Below are 17,104 nucleotides of genomic sequence, written 5' to 3' on the forward strand. Positions count from 1 at the left end.
CAGGTGCTGGCTGTTTAGCGTTCTTTTTCAGGCTAAGCTAATGAATATTTCCCGCGGCCTTCAGCCGCTCCGCAATGGCGGCAAAATCCTCCGCGGAAATGCCCGGCGCAAATTCTTCCTCCACCTCTGGATATTCCGGTACAGGCACGCCTTTCGGCACCCCATGAATAACCTCAAGCGGCTGCCCATCCTCTGGATGCGTGCCCTTCCAAATTTGGTCAATCGTTTTAAAATCATTATCGCTGTACGTATACAGCTTCGTATGAACGCCCTTCTCCTCATACTTGCGCGCTTCATTGAACGCTTTGTTATTAAGCGAAGGAATCGGAATCAGCTTCGTCACATCGACCCCGGTCGCCACTTGCAGCGCCTTGGCATAGGCCACGACATGGACGCCGCCCCGCACGAGCAAATAGCCCACCACTTCGCGCGCAGCTGGATGGGAGGTCATTTCATACACCTTCATTTTATGGGTTCTGGCACCCACTTCAAGGAAGAAATTATGCAGCAAATCTTCAACGAGATTCCCGCTGTTGAACACATGCTCGCCCGTCCACGGCCTGCCCATTGAATCAACAGGCAATGCGCCTTGTCCACCGGACAGAAACGGCAGCGACATGCGCCAGTCCTTGACGGATTTCAGCGGCGATTCATCCGGCTTGCCCGGTGTGGTCGAGCCATGCAGGCAGTGGTTAATCGCGTGGGAGACAAGCTCAACATGGCCAAGCTCCTCAGCCGTAATGCTCGTAACCAAATCATAAAACGGGCGCAGCTTCGTTTTCGAGCGAAAATTAAATGACTGGTACAAATAGTTGTTTAGCGTAGACATTTCGCCAAATTTCCCGCCCAGCAGCTCTTGCACCGCAGCAGCCGCGTTCGGCTCAGGCCGCCCGACATTCGGAATTTCGATCAACACTTCATCCAAGCGTTTGAACATGCTTCTGCCTCCAATATTCTCAAGATTGGACTCCTCTGACAGCGCCAATAAATTGCGACAATTTATTATTTGCTGCATCAGGGAACGATATCCGTAATTGAGAAGTTGGAGGGGATAAAGTTATTTTTTAGACCTCTGCAGTCCTCTGTTGTCCTTTATGGTCCTTGTTTTCTAAACTCCGTTGGAGACAGGCCCGCGATTTTCTTGAATTGCTTTGAAAAATAAAACAGGTCATTAAAGCCCGCCTGCTCGGCAACCTCGCTAACGCTGAGCGATGAGTCGGCCAGCAGCTCCTTCGCCTTTTCAATTTTCAAACGGGCGATGTATTGAATCGGCGGCACGCCCATTTGCTCCTTGAACATTCTTATAAAATAGTTCGGATGCAGGCACGCCCGCTTTGCCAGGTCTTGAATGGTGATGTCGCTGCCGCTATTCATATGGATATAGCTCAAAATTTCCGTCAGCCGCTGAGTGGCCGCCGCATTTTTCAAGCTGATGCTCTCCTCGCCCTGCTGCATAACGAACAACGAAAACAGCTCCAGCAGCTTCGCTTTGGCAAGCAGCTTAGCGTAGATCGTCTGATCGTTCGCATAAAACACCAGCTCGGCAAAAATCGTCCGTACCCGCTCCTGATTAGCAGCCGTGCAAAGATAAGGCATATCCAGCAGCTTGAACAGGTTGATTTCCCCGACCTTGGCGCTGAAATGGCACCAATATTTGCGGTAGGTGTCGCTCCCCTCTATGACCGAATACGATTGGGGCACTCCCTCCGGCATTAGAATAAGCTGGCCCGGAACAGGAGCATACTCCTCATCGCCAATTTTGAGCCAGCCGCTGCCATGCTCGATGAAATAAAATTTGCTGTAATCCGGCGTAAAATCGAGATCACGCCATTCCGTGCTGACCGTATTATGGTGGGCGATAAATAGCTCGACCTGCATATGGGACAAATAATAGGCGAGCAAGGAATGAGCATTCATGAGGCAAACCTGCTTCCATGGTTAATTTTATACAAATAAAAGTTAGTGTCCCACATTCTTAATCCTGCTAGCGCTTGCTAGAATAGCCATATAGATTTGCATTCGGAAAGGACGGTAGCAGAAACCATGGATAAACAAAATTATTTGAACCAAATAGCCGCCACCATTGCGCAGGGCCCTTATCGTGACGATTGGGAATCGCTCGGCGATTTTGAAATTCCGGCTTGGTATAAGCAAGCTAAATTCGGCATTTTCATTCACTGGGGCGTGTACACCGTTCCCGCCTTCGGCAACGAATGGTACCCGCGAAATATGTATATCCAGGGCAGCAAGGAATATGAGCATCATATTGCCACCTATGGCGAGCATAAAAACTTTGGCTATAAGGATTTTATCCCGATGTTCCAGGCTGAAAAATTTAATGCTGACGAATGGGCCGACCTGTTCCAGCGCTCAGGAGCGAAATATGTGATGCCCGTTGCGGAGCATCATGATGGCTTTCAAATGTACAAAAGCGCCGTCTCCCGCTTTAACGCCTACGAAATGGGACCTAAACGGGATTTGCTGAATGAAATGAAAATCGCTTTTGAGCAAAAGAATTTGACCTTCTGCGCCTCGTCCCACCGTGCGGAGCATTGGTTCTTCCTATCGCATGGCAAGGAGTTTGAATCTGATATTCATGAACCGCTTGCGTGCGGCGACTTCTACTGGCCATCGATGCCGGAGCCGGATCATTTCAGCTTGTATGAATCGCCACCGACGAATGAATATATGGAGGACTGGCTCATTCGCTGCTGTGAGCTGATCGATAATTATGAGCCGAAAATTTTATATTTTGACTGGTGGATTCAGCATGCCTCGTTCAAGCCGTATTTGAAAAAGCTTGCGGCGTATTATTACAATAAATCCGCAGAGCTCGGCTTCCAAGGCATCATTAACTATAAGCATGACGCTTATATGCTGGGCAGCGCCGTTCCCGATGTGGAACGCGGACAATTCGCTGAGCTGAAGCCTTATTACTGGCAGACGGATACCGCTGTAGCCCGCAACTCATGGAGCTATACGCCTAACAATGATTATAAATCGCCGCTGGAGCTCATTCAAGATTTGGTCGATATCGTCAGCAAAAACGGCAATCTGCTGCTCAATGTTGGACCGAAAGCCGATGGCACGATTCCTCAGGAGGATCAGGACATTTTGCTTGCAATTGGTGGCTGGCTTGAGACGAATGGCGAAGCGATCTATGGTACGAGCTACTGGCGTACTTATGGGGAAGGACCGACGAAGGTTGCAGAGGGACAGTTTACAGACGGCAAAAGCAAAATCTTCACACCGCAGGATATCCGCTTTACGGTGAAGGGAAGCAGCCTGTATGCGACTGTGCTCGTCTATCCAGAGGACGGCGAGGTGAAAATCACGTCGCTGAAGGAGAAATCCCACGATTTCCAAGGCATTATTCAGCAGATCGAGGTGCTCGGCTTCGAGGAGCAGCCTGTCTGGGAGCGTACAGCAGAAGCACTCGTTGTGAAGACGAATGAGGTTCGCAGTCCGTATCCGATTGTGCTGAAAATTACAGTGGATTAATCAGATCAAGGTAGCCATACGTCTATATAGCAAACCCACCAACAGCCTAATGAAGGCTAAAGGTGGGTTTTTCTGTCATCAAGTCCAATTATTGCATTGCTCGAATCATACTCCACCATATCACCTTCCCCTGCTTAATCAATTCTTTTTTGCACCGGCCTGCGCATGAACCGCGTCTGATCCCGTTCGAAGCCATATTGCTCATACAGACCGTGCGCGTCCTTCGTACCGAGCAGCCCTGTCATACCTTGGAATTCCGGGGCATTCGTTATCGTTTCTATCAGCTTTTTGGAAATGCCCTGACCGCGGTAAGCCTCCAGCACAAATACATCGCATAAATAGTAAGTCGTCGCCCCATCCGTAATGATTCTGGCAAAAGCAATCATTTGCTCCTGCTCGTTCTCTAGCTCATAAACGCCATAGCAAATGGAATTTTCAATTGATTTAATAATCTTCTCAGCAGGCCGATTATTCGCCCAATAGCTGATTGCTAAATAATCCACGACCACCTGCACCTGAATACGCAGCTTATCATCACTCACCACATATGATTTGAAATTCAGCTCCATACGGCACCTCCAACGATTTAAATCTCTAATGTTAAAAATAGTATAACCGCTCTTTCCCACCTCCACCAGAAAACCGTTGTATAATAAATACAGCTCTATTGAAACGCTTCAATATTTGCTTAGACATAGAAAATACGACCATTGCGAGGGAAAAAAAGATGTTTGATCCAACCGTATTCGATAATTTGAAGGTTGCTTTTGAGAATCAGCTGTACGATCTGGATACGCTGGACGAAACGATTCAGATTACAGGCCGCAAAGATACGATGGAAATGTCCGTGATGGGACGAGCCTCCAGCCTTGCCTTCCACTTAACCGGGCAGGAAGCGGTAACTGCCGAGCTGCGGCTCGAAGCCTCCTTGAAGGAGCTGGCCGCCGAGCTATTGGAGCTGCCGGGAGAAGCGCCCGGCTGCGAGCTGAGCTTGCTTTTTCATATGAGGGTGAAGGATTTCGAGCAGCAATGTCCGCAGATTGAAGCGGTATTCCAACGGATTTGGCCGGAAAACCCCGTCCCTGTGCAGACGCTCAGCTTTGTTTACTCAGAAGGGGCGGCCACACATAAGAATGAGATTAAGCTGCCGTTCAAGCGCAAAATCAACGAGGAGCAAATGGAGGATATTCCGAGCCTGCTGGAGCATGTTCTGTTGACGCTGCGAGCACTGGGCGAGGTCTCCACTGCAAGCATCGTAGAGAAATAAGTGGCCCGCCGCATAACAGGCTAATCGTTCCATAGCCAATACAGTCCACATCAGCATAAAAAGAAGAGCCCGCAGCCAATGCGGGCTCTTGCTCCTTGCACTATTTTCACAAGCAATCGCTTATTTAATCAGATCTACAGCATCCTGCGGCACAAATGCAGCGGTTCCGTTGTACACGATAACGCCCTTAAGGCTCGTTTTCTTCCCGTTCAGGACGGCGATGTTTTTGTAAATGTGCAGCTCCAGCTTCTGGCTGCCCTTCGTCACGAGGATGGTAGGGTTTTTCGCATCCTTCAGGTTTAGCTCGTATTTCGCTCCTTTAGCTGTAAAAGCCTGCTTCGCTGGCACGAATAGCTGCTTGCTGACCGCATCCAGATCAAGATCCAGCACGCGGGCCATATACTTCGCAACATCGGTATTGTCGATGACGCCAAACGGACGGTCATTATTCGGAGCGTACGTGTAAAGCACCACATCTCCACCTGTATGTCCGCCAGTCGTCCAGCCAATACCTGCACGCTTGCTGATCATCGGGCCTACTGCATAATTCATTCTGCCCGGCTCCGCAGCTTTAATCGCCGCCATTTCCTCCGCCGTCAAATCCGAAATGCCATAATATTGCTGAAGCACGGATTTAATATTCGTTCTCTTTGCATCCAGCTTCGCTTCCAAGCCTTCACCCGTCAGCTTCGCTTTCTTCAGCGGGACAATGAAGGTGGACAATGGCTCTTTATCGTAGGTGCCTGTCGTTGCGGCGTTGCCAATCGTCAGTCCGCCATTGCCATGGTCGGTTACAGCAACAACGGCTGTCTGCTTGTCCTTTTTCGCAAAATCCAGCGCTACCTTAACCGCATTATCAAACGCCAGCACATCGCTGATAATACCGATTGGATCGTTGGCATGAGCTGCCCAATCCACCTTGCTGCCCTCTACCATGAGGAAAAAGCCGTCTTTATCCTGGGAAAGGATGTCGATCGCTTTTTGCGTCATATCGGCGAGGCTTGGCTGCTTGGCGGGATCGCGGTCCATATCATAGGACATACCTGCTGGAGCAAACATCCCCCACAGCTTACCCGACTTGGAAGCTTTCATCGCCGCTGGCGTCGTCACATAGTCGTAACCGAGCGCTTTAATGGACGTAACCAAATTTTCGCCATCGCTGCGGCCGGATGGAACCAAATAATCGCTGCCGCCGCCCAATACGACATCGACCTGATTATATACCTGCTGCTTGCTTAGGGCATCGTAGTTTTTACGGTCTGGATAGTGGGCGGTAAAATCAGCCGGAGTCGCATGCATAATTTCCGAGGTTGCAATGATGCCAGTCGCTTTTCCCGCCAGCTTGGAAGCTTCCAGCACAGAAGCGACAGGCTTTCGCTCATCGCCCGGTGCAATAGCTTTTTGACCTGGCATTGTCGCCTTGTCCGGCAAAACGCCAACAAAACCCGTATGCGATTTATGTCCAGTGGCAAAAGCGGTACCGGCAGGTGCAGAATCCGCAATCGGCGCATCTGCCGAGTGGGTGCGGACCATGCCGCTCGCCATTTGATCAAGCGTTAATGAAGAGCCTTTATACCATCTGGCGAGCGCCGTTGCATCATTTGCCATGCCGTCAGGAATGAGAATGATCACATTTTTAATTGGCGATTGCTCATCCTCTGCGCTCACTCCGCTGTTTCCCCCTACAGTTGTTACTGCCACAATAGTCGCTACGGCAAGTGCCACCTTAGCTGCACGAGCATGGAACCTCTTTAACATGTACATCCCCCTATTAACTAGATTGGATTGGATAAGGCTTCAACACAACTAGTTTAATAGAGAATTGATTGAGGAATGTAAAAATGGCCTTGACGTTTTGTAAATTTACAACAATTGCCCAAATTTAGTTTATCGCTTGAAACCTTACGTATACATGCGTTTTTTCTGCTTTTTTCAACTTTATTCAACAAAATATTTTGATAAATTCAATAAAACATCTTCCCTCCACATAATTTTCCATGGTAGTATTATACTATTGAGCAAAAAGACCTATTTTTATTTCCTTCCAGAGTGAGTACATAGTCTTAATGTTTTAGGTCCTATGCACAATATGCAATTGTTTGGCAAACAGAGAATAGATAAGGGAGAGAGTTATGATGATTGGCAACATGGCAAGCAAACGTATTTCTGTCGCACTTGTTTTTGCAATGGTCTTATCCATTTTTTCAACGAACTACATCGCATTTGGGGCAGAGGCAGCCTCCTCCGTGTCGTTCACAGACATCGAGAAATCTTATGCCAAGGATGAGGTAACCGCTCTAGTAGAAAAAGGAATACTCGGCGGTTATGGCGATGGCAGCTTTAAGCCTTCGAACTCCATTACACGCGCGGAACTAGCTAAAGTGCTTGTGCTTGCTCTAGGTAAAGAGCAGGATGCTGCAAGCGCAGCACCTTTCAAAGATGTGGACAGCAAAAGCTGGTATAGCGGCTATGTTGGCGCACTGGTGAAATCCGGCATTACGCAAGGCATTTCCGCCGACCAGTTCGCTCCGAACAAAACCGTTACACGCGAGGAGCTCGCCGTATTTTTTATTCGTGCCTTCGGCTTAGACAAAGCTGCTCAAGCAGTACCGCTGGATGAGAAGCTAACGGACATCTCCACCGTGTCAACATGGGCGAAAAGCTACGTTTCCTTCGCCTATCAAATCGGCTTCATTAAAGGCGTAGCCAATGCAGACGGTACGACTCGCTTCAATCCGTCGGGCGTAGCTGATCGTCAAGCGTTAGCGCGTCTAGCCTACGAATTCGTCTTCAATAAGACAACCTATGAGCTGGCTGCAGCTTCGCTTGGTGCAACTGCTACACCAGCGCCATCTGCTACACCGACTCCAACAAACCCGCCGAAGTCATCAGACAGCAGCAGCGGTGGTGGAAACAGTGGCGGGAACAATGGTGGGAATAATGGCGGATCGACGAGCACTTCCATTACTTCCGCAGGTGAACACACACTGGGTGCGGTGACTGGCGATGTGCGCATCACTGCTGCTAATGTTACCCTTAAAAACACAACGATTACGGGTAATCTATCCTTGGAAACGAGCATCGGAAATGGCGATGTAACGCTCCAAAACGTTACCGTTAGCGGATCGACGACCATTAATGGCGGCGGCCCTAACAGTATTCACGTACAAAACTCCACTCTGGCAACCGTCATTGTAGACAAGCAAGACGGAAGCATTCGTCTCGTATTGGAAAACGGAACGGATGTCCAGCAGGTTACCATTCGCTCTGGCGCTATTATCGAAACACAGCCAGGGGTTGGACAAGTTGGAAACCTCAACATCTCAAGCAACGTTCCACATAATGCGCAGGTTTCGTTAAACGGCGTATTTAATTCGGTTTCCGTCTATGCTGAACAAGCAGCCATCACGCTAGGCGAGAACGGCTCTATCGGTCAACTGGATGTATTCGCAAGCGCACTGAATACCGTTTTCCACCTGGAACAAGGCTCTAACGTTGCAAATGCCGTACTTGATTCGATCGTTTCCTTCCTTGGACAAGGTTCGATTACTGATGCAGTGGTCAATGCAGACGGCGTGGACTTCAGATCGCTGCCAAGCCAGCCAAACCTCCAAGCCGATCCTGCGGTTTCCAGCATCATTGCAGAACCTGCAATAGGCTTTGAGCTTTCAGCTATTGGAGCAACTCGTCAAATCGTAGCGACAGGCGTCAAATACACAGCTAACGCTAGAGATATTACGACTCAATCCAACTGGACCAGTTCAGATGCATCTGTAGCCGAAGTCGTATACGGCAAGGTTAAAGCGGTCGGCGAAGGTACGACCTTCATTACAGCAACCTATGGCTTGTACAATGTACAGGTTCCTGTAACGGTAGCCGTTTATGAGCAAGGGTACCCGACGATTTCAGCGGTACAAGTAACGAACGGCGCAGTTGATGTTTCTTTTGATCAGCTGGTAGATGATGTGAATCTATCTGATTTCGCGATTTCCGCAACGGTGAACGGAGCAGCTTATGAGCTGAGCGGCTTGCAATATGCGGATGGCAAAATCACCTTTAGTCCGGTTGAAAGCTATGGCTCCACACTGTATGTACATGTTGAAGCGAATGAAGCAAAATCCAAGTTCGCAGGCAGCCAGAGCGACGCGGTTAAACTGACAGGCTTTGGCGGTAAAATTATTGATGTTTCCCGCAATCCTGTAGCTAACCTGACGATTGAGTTCCGTAAAGGACTCGGCGCTACAAGTGGTCCCGTTGTTGGAACAGCTGTAACCGATGCTAACGGAAAATATTACATTTATTTAGCTCCTGGCATTTACACAGGTGAGCTCGGCGGCGTAGGCACGCCATATGTAACGACCTATATGACCGCAGTATCGGCTGTCAATGTAAATAACCAGAATGTAAACCAGACAGCAATCGGCATCCCGTCCGAAAATGAAACGCGTATCGTATTGACATGGGGCAAGGACCCTGCCGATCTGGATTCGCATCTAATTGGACCAGCTGCACAAGGTGGTATCTTCCACACTTGGTATGGTGGTAAAGCTTATTATTATAACAATTCCAAAATTGTCGATCTGGATCTAGATGACACCTCGTCCTATGGACCTGAAACAACAACGATCCGTCAAGATACAAACGGCACGTATACCTTCTATGTACATCACTTCTCCGGAGCAAGCACGATTTCGGCTTCCGGTGCGAAAATTGAAGTGTACCGCGGTTCTTCCCCTACACCAATTAAAGTGTACGAAGTACCAACCGATAGAGGCAACGAGATTTATTGGACTGTATTCACGATGACCATCACGGATGGTCAAGTTACATTCACGGATGTTAATGCATTCTCGAATACAAATCCTGTATGGGGTCTGAACATTGTAGATAACAATCAAAGACCTTCTGAAGAACCAGAGCAAGAAGAAGAGCAGGAACAACAACCAGAGCAAGAGCAAGAGCCACAGCCTGAGCAGCAACCAGAACAACAGCCTGATCCACAAACTGCACCTTAATAGGCTGTAAAAAAATAACGCAGCGGAATCGCCTTATACTTCAGGCAACCGCTGGGCAACCAACAAAAACAGCATGACCGCTGAATCGGTCATGCTGTTTTTTTGCTTTTTTAACTATACAATTGCGTCACTCGCTTCCCCGCTTACATAAAAAGGTGGCTGCTTAGCCAAATTATGACTTGGAGCACTTTGGAGTTCGGTTAAGGAGGTTGGCGCTGGCATGTTTTTCAACCATACAAATTCTAGTGGCACAAAACAGCCGAAGGGCGGCTCGTCCCGAAAGGAAGAAAAGGAAGCTCCCTTCAGCCCGTCGCTCAAAAATAACATCGATACCTTTTCCCGTAGGCTAGGCCATAGCTCTGATCTGGAAATCAAGTCCTTTGTTAGTGACTTGGCTCCCGATATTACGATGTCTCTCATTTATTTGAGCGAAATGGTGAATGAGCAGACGTTGAATGACTTTATCCTCCGCCCTCTGATGGTCGTAAAAGCTCAGGCCGAGGAGCGCAGCGATGATCTGATTCGTTTAATAAAGGAGCAAATCATCCAAGTTGGCTCGACCTATTCGACCGATTCCATCGAAGAAGCGATCGATATGCTTCTTAATGGGTACTGCCTCATGCTCATCCAGGAGTCGACCACCGGGCTCATGATCAATGTGGGCAGCAAAGAAGGCCGAACCGTCAGCGAGCCGACGACCCAAACCGTTCTGCGCGGGCCGCAGCAAAGCTTTAATGAAAGCTTGAGCACCAATATTAATCTGATTCGCCAAATTATAAAGTCGCCTGATTTGCATATTGAATCCATGATCATCGGCACCCAGACACGCACACAAATTGCAATGGTCTATTTGCATGGAATCGCCTCGGAGGATGCCGTCAAGACGATTTATGATCGGCTTGCCGCTATTGAGGTCGGCAGCATACTCGAAAGCGGCTATATCGAAGCGCTTATTCAAGATAAAGTATATACGCCCTTCCCCACCCTCATGAATTCGGAACGCCCCGATGCGGTAGCGGGAGGCCTATTGGAGGGACAAATAGCGGTTTTGGTCGATGGAACGCCCTTCGTACTGCTCGCTCCAGTGACGCTGTTTCAATTTTTTCAAACGCCAGAGGATTATTATCATCGCTTTGATATCGCCACCTTTCTGCGGTTGATTCGCTTCGTCGCTTTTCTGATTTCCATGCTGCTGCCAGCTTTATATATCGCGGTGACGACGTTTCACCAGGAAATGCTGCCGACCACGCTGCTCATTACACTTGCAGCCCAGCGGGAAGGCATTCCTTTCCCCGGACTAGTCGAGGCGATGATCATGGAGCTCACCTTCGAGGTACTGCGTGAAGCGGGCGTACGAATGCCACGGGCTATTGGACCAGCCATCTCCATTGTCGGCGCACTCGTTTTAGGACAAGCGGCTGTGGATGCGGGAATTGTATCAGCGGGTATGGTCATGGTCGTATCCTTTACCGCCATCTCAAGCTTTGTCATCCCGCAGTTTAATATTGCAATTTCTGCCCGTCTCATCCGTTTTACGTTTATGCTGCTGGCCGGCGTATTCGGCTTTATGGGCATTGTTGCCGGTTTTCTTGCGATGCTTATTCATTTAGCAGGGCTCGAATCGTTTGGCGTGCCCTATATGTCGCCGCTCGCTCCCTTCAACTGGCCGAGTATGAAGGACACATTCATCCGCGCGCCGCATAAGGTGCTGCTGAAGCGTGAAGCTACCAATAAAATTAACCGCTCCAGCAAGCTGGAATAAACGACAGGTCCAGACGGCAAGCACTGAAAGGAGGACACGCCATGTACCGGCTGCTGACGCGCACCATCTGTTCGTTTCTCATCCTCATGCTGCTTGGCGGCTGCTGGAATCGCGTCGAGATGAATGAAATCGGCATTATTTCAGCCACAGCTGTAGATTGGGAAAAAGGAAAATGGGTCGTATCGTACCAATTGGTCATCCCGCAGGCCATTTCCTCTCAAGGGAACAGCTCGGCAACGGGCGATGCGCCGGTGAATGTATTTTCAACGGAAGCGGAGAGCATCCGCAAAGCGATCGGTGATGCCAGCCGCGAAATGTCGCGCAAGCTTTATTTTGCCCACAATCAAATCATTGTCATTAGCGACACCGTGGCGAAGAAGGGCATTTCGCCGCTATTGGAAATTTATATGCGCAACACCGACGCCCGCGAAACGGTATCCATGTTTATAGCCAAGGGCAAAGCTCGCAAGCTCATTGAGCAGCTGCTGCCTGTCGAGAAAATCCCAGGAACAGCTGTACAGCGTCTGGTTGAAAATGAAGCAGCCAGCAGCTCCATCTATCCGGATATGACGATGTATCGCATTTTGCTCGATCTGCTCGGTCCTACGCAGGCAACCGGCATTCCCGAGCTGATGATTTCCGGCGCCAAGCAGCCGCTCAGCTCCGTCGACAACTTAAAGGAGACGTACACGCGGGCCAAAATCAAGCTGGGAGAGCTCGGCGTTATTTCCGGAGACAAGCTCAAGGGCTGGCTTACGCCCGATGAGGCGGCAGGCGTCATGTGGCTATCCGATAAAGTGAAGCGCACGACGCTGGAATTTGATTGTACAAATAAGGGCGGACCGAAGGATTCCTCTATTATTATCGGCGGTGCTAAAACCTCGCTAAAGCCGGAGCAGCGCTCTGACGGGCGCTGGATTATGAATATAAGCGTTAAAGCGAATGGAACGCTGCTTGAATATACATGCCCAAACGACCTTCAGAAGCCGGAGCTGCTCAAGCAGGAGGAGCAGAAAATCGCCGAGGAAATCAAAAATGGGATGGAAACGAGTTGGAAAGCGGTGAGCCGTCTGCGAACGGACATAGTCGGCTTCGGGAAAGCGATCAGCAGCAAATACCCGAAGCAATGGAAGCAAATGCAGAAGAATTGGAATGAAGAATTCCCCGAAACGGTGCTGAATATTGACGTCAAGTTCAAGCTCGCCCGCATTGGCTTCAGCAACCATACGTTCAAAGAGGCGCAGTCGAATACGAGGAAGTAGAAGCAAAGTAGGCTTGGAGAGGAGGAGCAAGGCGATGACGAAGACGCCCAAAATCGGCAAAATGCAGCTTGCTGTCATGATTTTATTATTCGAAATCGGCAGCACTCCGCTCTTCGAGCTGGGCGTAGGCGCCAAGCAGGATTCCTGGCTCGCAATGACCGTCGCAGCAGCGATAGGCGGTGCTTTTCTTTGGATGCTGCTTCGCATTCAGGTGCGGTCGCCGGACGCCGATATGCCCGAGCTTTACAAGCAGCTGTTCGGCAAATGGCTGGGCGTAACGCTTGCCGTTCCGCAGGCGCTCATTTTCGCCTACGAATCGATGCGCAACGTTCGCGATTTTGGCGAGCTGACGGTGATGACGATTTTGAATAAAACGCCGCAATGGAGCATTATGCTGCTCATTATTTTGCTCTCCTTATACGCCATATGGAAAGGTGTCGAAGTGTTTTTCCGGCTGGCGGAGCTTTTGTTTCCGATCGTATTTTTCAGTTATATTTTGCTGATTGCTCTGCTTATTCAGTCCGGGCTGCCGGACTTCCACCGTCTGCTGCCCATTATGGGCAATGGCATTGGACCGATTTTCAAAGCCGCTGTGCCGGATATCGTTGCGTTCCCGTTCGCACAGATGCTGACGCTGTTGATGTTCTGGAAATATGTGAAGCCGGTTGCGGCGAGATTAAAAACAACTTACAGCGCGTATACGATTGTGGCGCTCTTCCTGATTTTTATGAACATGCTCATTATGTCCGTGCTTGGCCCCGCATTATCAGGCTACAGCATGATGCCCTTTCTGGAGGTTGTCCAGCTCATTCGGATTGCCGATTTCCTCGAACGACTGGATGTGGTGGTGACGGTTTTGCTGATTATCGGATTATTCGTCAAGCTTTCACTGCTCTTTATGGCCGCTGTGCTGGCATTAAGCTCACTTCTGCGCATTCCATACCGCAAATGTGCCGTCATAGTAGCAGCTCTTATTTATGGAGCCTCCTTCCTTGAAGCCAACAACACGGTCCATCTATGGATTGGATTAAAATACACGGTAAAATATGTGACTCCCGTCCAAATGGCTATACTGTTTATCGCGTTCCTGATCGGTTTCGTTCGCAAAACAAAGCCGCCGGAACGCTCGCACTAGCTGGGAATCCTCACCTTTTTTCATAGCCCGCTTCTATTTTCAAGGCTCTATCCTGTATAATAGTGTCAACTATCTTCACATGAGGAGGTGGACGCTATCGTACAAACGCTGCTGCAGCTAACAATCCGCGATATTTTACGACGGCCCCTGTTCCAAAAAGCCGAGGTGCTCGCAAGTGAAGAAGCCTTGAACCGTACCGTCAGATGGGTCCACATGATGGAGGTCATTCAAGCTGGCCAGCTTTTAAGCGGCGGCGAGCTTATATTGACGACAGGCATCGGCTGGCAGGAGGATGAGGAACACAGTCTGATTTTTCTACAGCAATTGCTTAATTCAGGCGCTTCTGGGCTTTGTATTGAGCTGGTCACTTATACAGCCAGACCACCGGAACGTATGCTGGAGCTGGCAAAAAACGAGCATTTCCCCATTCTCCTCTTCCACGAGCAAGTTCGCTACATTGACATCACCCAGGATCTGCATGCCCACTTCATTAATCAGCATCATAAAACGGTGTCCGAGCTGGAAGCATTATCTAAGCAGCTCGGACAGCTGAGGACCCAATATATCGAGGAAAAACGCCGTTATCAAAATGACCTATGGCTTGCTGACTGGCTTTCCGGAAAACACGGCTTAACCGAAATCAGCTATTATATTCGCTATATTAAACCGTCTGCCAAGCTCGGCAGCGTAGCGGTATGCGTGTTTCAATTGGAAGCCGCGCAAATGGAAACGAAGGATTTTGAAGCGCTGCTGCTCCAGCGCAATATGGTGGCGCGTGCGATTTTTGAGGGGGAAGGCTTTCATTTGTTCCCGTTGCTGCTCCAAGGGCAAATGGTGTTTATTTTACTCGATCAGCTGGAGCAGCTTAATTGGAAGGAACGGGTGCTGCGAGTCGTTGAGCGGCTGCGCCGGATGGACATGAAGCAGGGGCCCACATTGTTCTCGGGCCTTTGGGGCATCGGAAAGTCGATGATGCAGCCTGACCAAGCAGCGGAAAGCTATGCAACCGCGAAGGAGACGATAGCCATTCAGCTGGATGCCGGGCCGCTGCCAGCCCCCTTTTTCGACGAGCTGCACACATACAAAATCATTTCCGCGCTGAAAAAAAGCGGGATGCTGGAGGAGCTGATCCGTGATTACATTGAACCGCTTGCCTCCTATGACAAGGAAAAACACGGCCAGCTGCTGCTCACGCTGAAAACCTATTTAATTCGTTCCGGCTCGAAGCAGGATACAGCCCGCGAGCTGTTCATCGCCCGGCAGACGCTTTATCATCGCTTGGATAAAATCACTGCGCTGCTGGGCGAAGACTTTATGAACGCCGATAAGCGGCTCGCCATTGAGCTGGCTGTGAACGCCTATGAATATACGCGTGGAGCCATCCGTTAAAAGGGGGCAAGCGGATGGCGAGGATTACGCAGATGGCGCGGCGCTTGAGCTGGAGGAGGATGCAGTAGTCGATGCCCTAGCCTGTGCCAGCTGCTTGATCAGCAAATTGGTTAAATGTTTGCGCGCATCGGCAGTAAGCAGCTGCACCGTCGCGGCTTCTCCTCCCGGATGCTGGAGCGTTACCGTCGCTCCGCTCAAATTTTCCTCAATGTGGATAAATTTAAACTGCCTGGCCATATAGCCATCCAGCTTCCCCTTCTCCTCCAAAACCTGCTGATAGTCCGACATTTCGATCCCTCCTCGCTATCGTTGAACCGTCTATTTGCTGCTTGTGCTGACTGCTATATCAGGTGAAGCAGGCAGCTCCCCCTGCACAGGCTGTTTGTAAGGCGCGCGCTTCACATATTGCCCGGCGCCTGCTCTTCCGACAAAGGCCAGATCGCGAATGACAAACTCGCCGCGCGACAGCACGCTGATCGGAGCTCCGGTTACAGCCATTCCTTCAAACGGATTATAGTCCACATTCATATGATGCGTCGCTTCCGAAATGACCCTCTGGATCGTCGGATCGAAAATCACGATGTCGGCATCGCTCCCTACCGCAATCGTTCCCTTGCGTGGAAACAGCCCGAACAGCTTCGCGCTGCGCGTCGAAACCAGATCGACAAACTGGTTCAGCGTTAATCGCCCTTTCGCCACGCCTTCGGAATAAAGCAGCGAGAAGCGGTCTTCGATGACCGGTCCGCCATTCGGGATTTTGCTGAAATCATCGCGTCCGAGCTCTTTTTGCCCGCTGAAATTAAAGGAGCATTGGTCCGAGCCAATCGTTTGCAGCCCGCCTGTGCGCAGCGCATTCCATAAGACATCCTGATGCCGAGCCTCGCGCAGCGGCGGCGACCATACGTACTTGGCTCCCTCAAACTCCGGCAGCGCCAAATACGATTGATCGAGCAGCAAATATTGCGGACAGGTCTCTCCCCAGACGTCAAAGCCCTGCTCCCTAGCCTCAGCAATGGCTTTTACCGCCTCCTCGCAGGTGACATGCACGACGTACAGCCTCGCTCCGGTCAAGCCCGCAAGCTTCGCAGCTCTTCCCGTCGCCTCTCCCTCCAGCATCGATGGGCGGGTCAGTGCATGATAGATCGGCTCCGTATGTCCCTCCGCCAATGCCTTGGCAATGAGATAGTCGATGACATCACCGTTCTCGGCGTGGACCATAACCATCGCTCCCAGCTCGCTTGCGGTCAGCATCGTACGGTAGAGCGTGCCGTCGTCGGCTTGGAACACATTTTTGTAAGCCATAAACACCTTGAACGACGTAATGCCCTCCGAATGGACGATATCCGGCAGCTCGGCTAGTACCGCATCGTTGATTTCGCCAATCATCAGATGAAAGCCGTAGTCGATTGCCGACTTGCCGGCTGATTTGGCATGCCACTTCTGAATCGAATCGGCCAGCGGCTTGCCTTTATCCGTCAGGCAAAAATCAATAATCGTCGTCGTTCCGCCAAATGCGGCAGCCATCGTCCCCGTCTCAAAATCATCCGCCGTCACAGTTCCGCCGAACGGCATATCCAGATGCGTATGCGGATCAATGCCGCCGGGAAATAGATATTTCCCAGAAGCATCGATGATTTCCGCGCCGATAGTCATGCCAGCAGCTTCAAGCCCCGTCCCGATAGCCTTAATCGTGTCTCCTTCAATCAGCACATCCGCCTGATACGTATCCGCAGCGGTTACGATCATCCCATTTCGAATCAGCTTTGCCATAGG

Annotated in this window: 13 protein-coding genes; 7 read left to right on the plus strand and 6 right to left on the minus strand. The window is 50.2% G+C overall.

Annotated elements, in window-relative coordinates:
- Positions 1 to 37: 37 nt before the first annotated feature.
- Both AC50YG_RS08760 and AC50YG_RS08765 read right to left on the minus strand, forming a co-directional pair.
- Entirely contained in the window at positions 38 to 937 is a 900-nt protein-coding gene (locus tag AC50YG_RS08760) for a manganese catalase family protein (RefSeq protein ID WP_473757348.1), read from the minus strand.
- Between the two features lie 155 nt (positions 938 to 1,092).
- A complete protein-coding gene (locus AC50YG_RS08765; protein WP_494826163.1) occupies positions 1,093 to 1,917 on the minus strand; it encodes an AraC family transcriptional regulator in 825 nt (274 codons plus the stop codon).
- Between the two features lie 126 nt (positions 1,918 to 2,043).
- Between AC50YG_RS08765 and AC50YG_RS08770 the strand changes: the two genes are divergently transcribed.
- A complete protein-coding gene (locus tag AC50YG_RS08770; RefSeq protein WP_494826165.1) occupies positions 2,044 to 3,501 on the plus strand; it encodes an alpha-L-fucosidase in 1,458 nt (485 codons plus the stop codon).
- 134 nt (positions 3,502 to 3,635) lie between these two features.
- Here the strand turns inward: AC50YG_RS08770 and AC50YG_RS08775 are convergent, their stop codons facing one another.
- Complete coding sequence (locus tag AC50YG_RS08775) at positions 3,636 to 4,070, minus strand: GNAT family N-acetyltransferase (protein WP_494826167.1); 435 nt, start codon at positions 4,068 to 4,070, stop codon at positions 3,636 to 3,638.
- Between the two features lie 158 nt (positions 4,071 to 4,228).
- Between AC50YG_RS08775 and AC50YG_RS08780 the strand changes: the two genes are divergently transcribed.
- On the plus strand, positions 4,229 to 4,768 hold the full coding sequence (locus AC50YG_RS08780) for a hypothetical protein (protein ID WP_494826169.1): 540 nt from the start codon (positions 4,229 to 4,231) through the stop codon (positions 4,766 to 4,768).
- A 120-nt stretch (positions 4,769 to 4,888) separates the two neighbouring features.
- On the opposite strand, the gene AC50YG_RS08785 is transcribed toward AC50YG_RS08780, so the two are convergent.
- Positions 4,889 to 6,526 carry an alkaline phosphatase gene (locus AC50YG_RS08785; protein ID WP_494826171.1) on the minus strand — a complete coding sequence of 546 codons (1,638 nt, stop codon included), beginning with the start codon at positions 6,524 to 6,526 and terminating at the stop codon, positions 4,889 to 4,891.
- Positions 6,527 to 6,900: 374 nt separating this feature from the next.
- Between AC50YG_RS08785 and AC50YG_RS08790 the strand changes: the two genes are divergently transcribed.
- From AC50YG_RS08790 to AC50YG_RS08810, 5 genes are all read left to right on the plus strand, one after another.
- Positions 6,901 to 9,783, plus strand: coding sequence for an S-layer homology domain-containing protein (locus tag AC50YG_RS08790; protein WP_494826173.1), 2,883 nt, complete (start codon positions 6,901 to 6,903; stop codon positions 9,781 to 9,783).
- A gap of 220 nt (positions 9,784 to 10,003) precedes the next feature.
- Positions 10,004 to 11,545, plus strand: a complete 1,542-nt coding sequence (locus AC50YG_RS08795; protein ID WP_494826175.1) for a spore germination protein — start codon at positions 10,004 to 10,006, stop codon at positions 11,543 to 11,545.
- 41 nt (positions 11,546 to 11,586) lie between these two features.
- Positions 11,587 to 12,807: a Ger(x)C family spore germination protein gene (locus tag AC50YG_RS08800; protein WP_473757340.1), complete on the plus strand. Its 1,221-nt coding sequence runs from the start codon at positions 11,587 to 11,589 to the stop codon at positions 12,805 to 12,807.
- Between the two features lie 34 nt (positions 12,808 to 12,841).
- Entirely contained in the window at positions 12,842 to 13,942 is a 1,101-nt protein-coding gene (locus AC50YG_RS08805; RefSeq protein ID WP_494826177.1) for a GerAB/ArcD/ProY family transporter, read from the plus strand.
- An 87-nt stretch (positions 13,943 to 14,029) separates the two neighbouring features.
- Positions 14,030 to 15,331 carry a PucR family transcriptional regulator gene (locus tag AC50YG_RS08810; RefSeq protein WP_494826179.1) on the plus strand — a complete coding sequence of 434 codons (1,302 nt, stop codon included), beginning with the start codon at positions 14,030 to 14,032 and terminating at the stop codon, positions 15,329 to 15,331.
- A 24-nt stretch (positions 15,332 to 15,355) separates the two neighbouring features.
- Here AC50YG_RS08810 and AC50YG_RS08815 read toward each other — a convergent pair whose 3' ends face one another.
- Together AC50YG_RS08815 and hydA are read right to left on the minus strand one after the other, a co-directional pair.
- Positions 15,356 to 15,619 (minus strand): hypothetical protein, encoded by a 264-nt coding sequence (locus AC50YG_RS08815; protein ID WP_494826181.1) that lies wholly within the window; start codon positions 15,617 to 15,619, stop codon positions 15,356 to 15,358.
- A 30-nt stretch (positions 15,620 to 15,649) separates the two neighbouring features.
- Positions 15,650 to 17,101: a dihydropyrimidinase gene (gene hydA / locus AC50YG_RS08820; RefSeq protein WP_494826183.1), complete on the minus strand. Its 1,452-nt coding sequence runs from the start codon at positions 17,099 to 17,101 to the stop codon at positions 15,650 to 15,652.
- Positions 17,102 to 17,104: the final 3 nt, after the last annotated feature.

The organism is Paenibacillus sp. J31R34 (assembly GCF_059383715.1).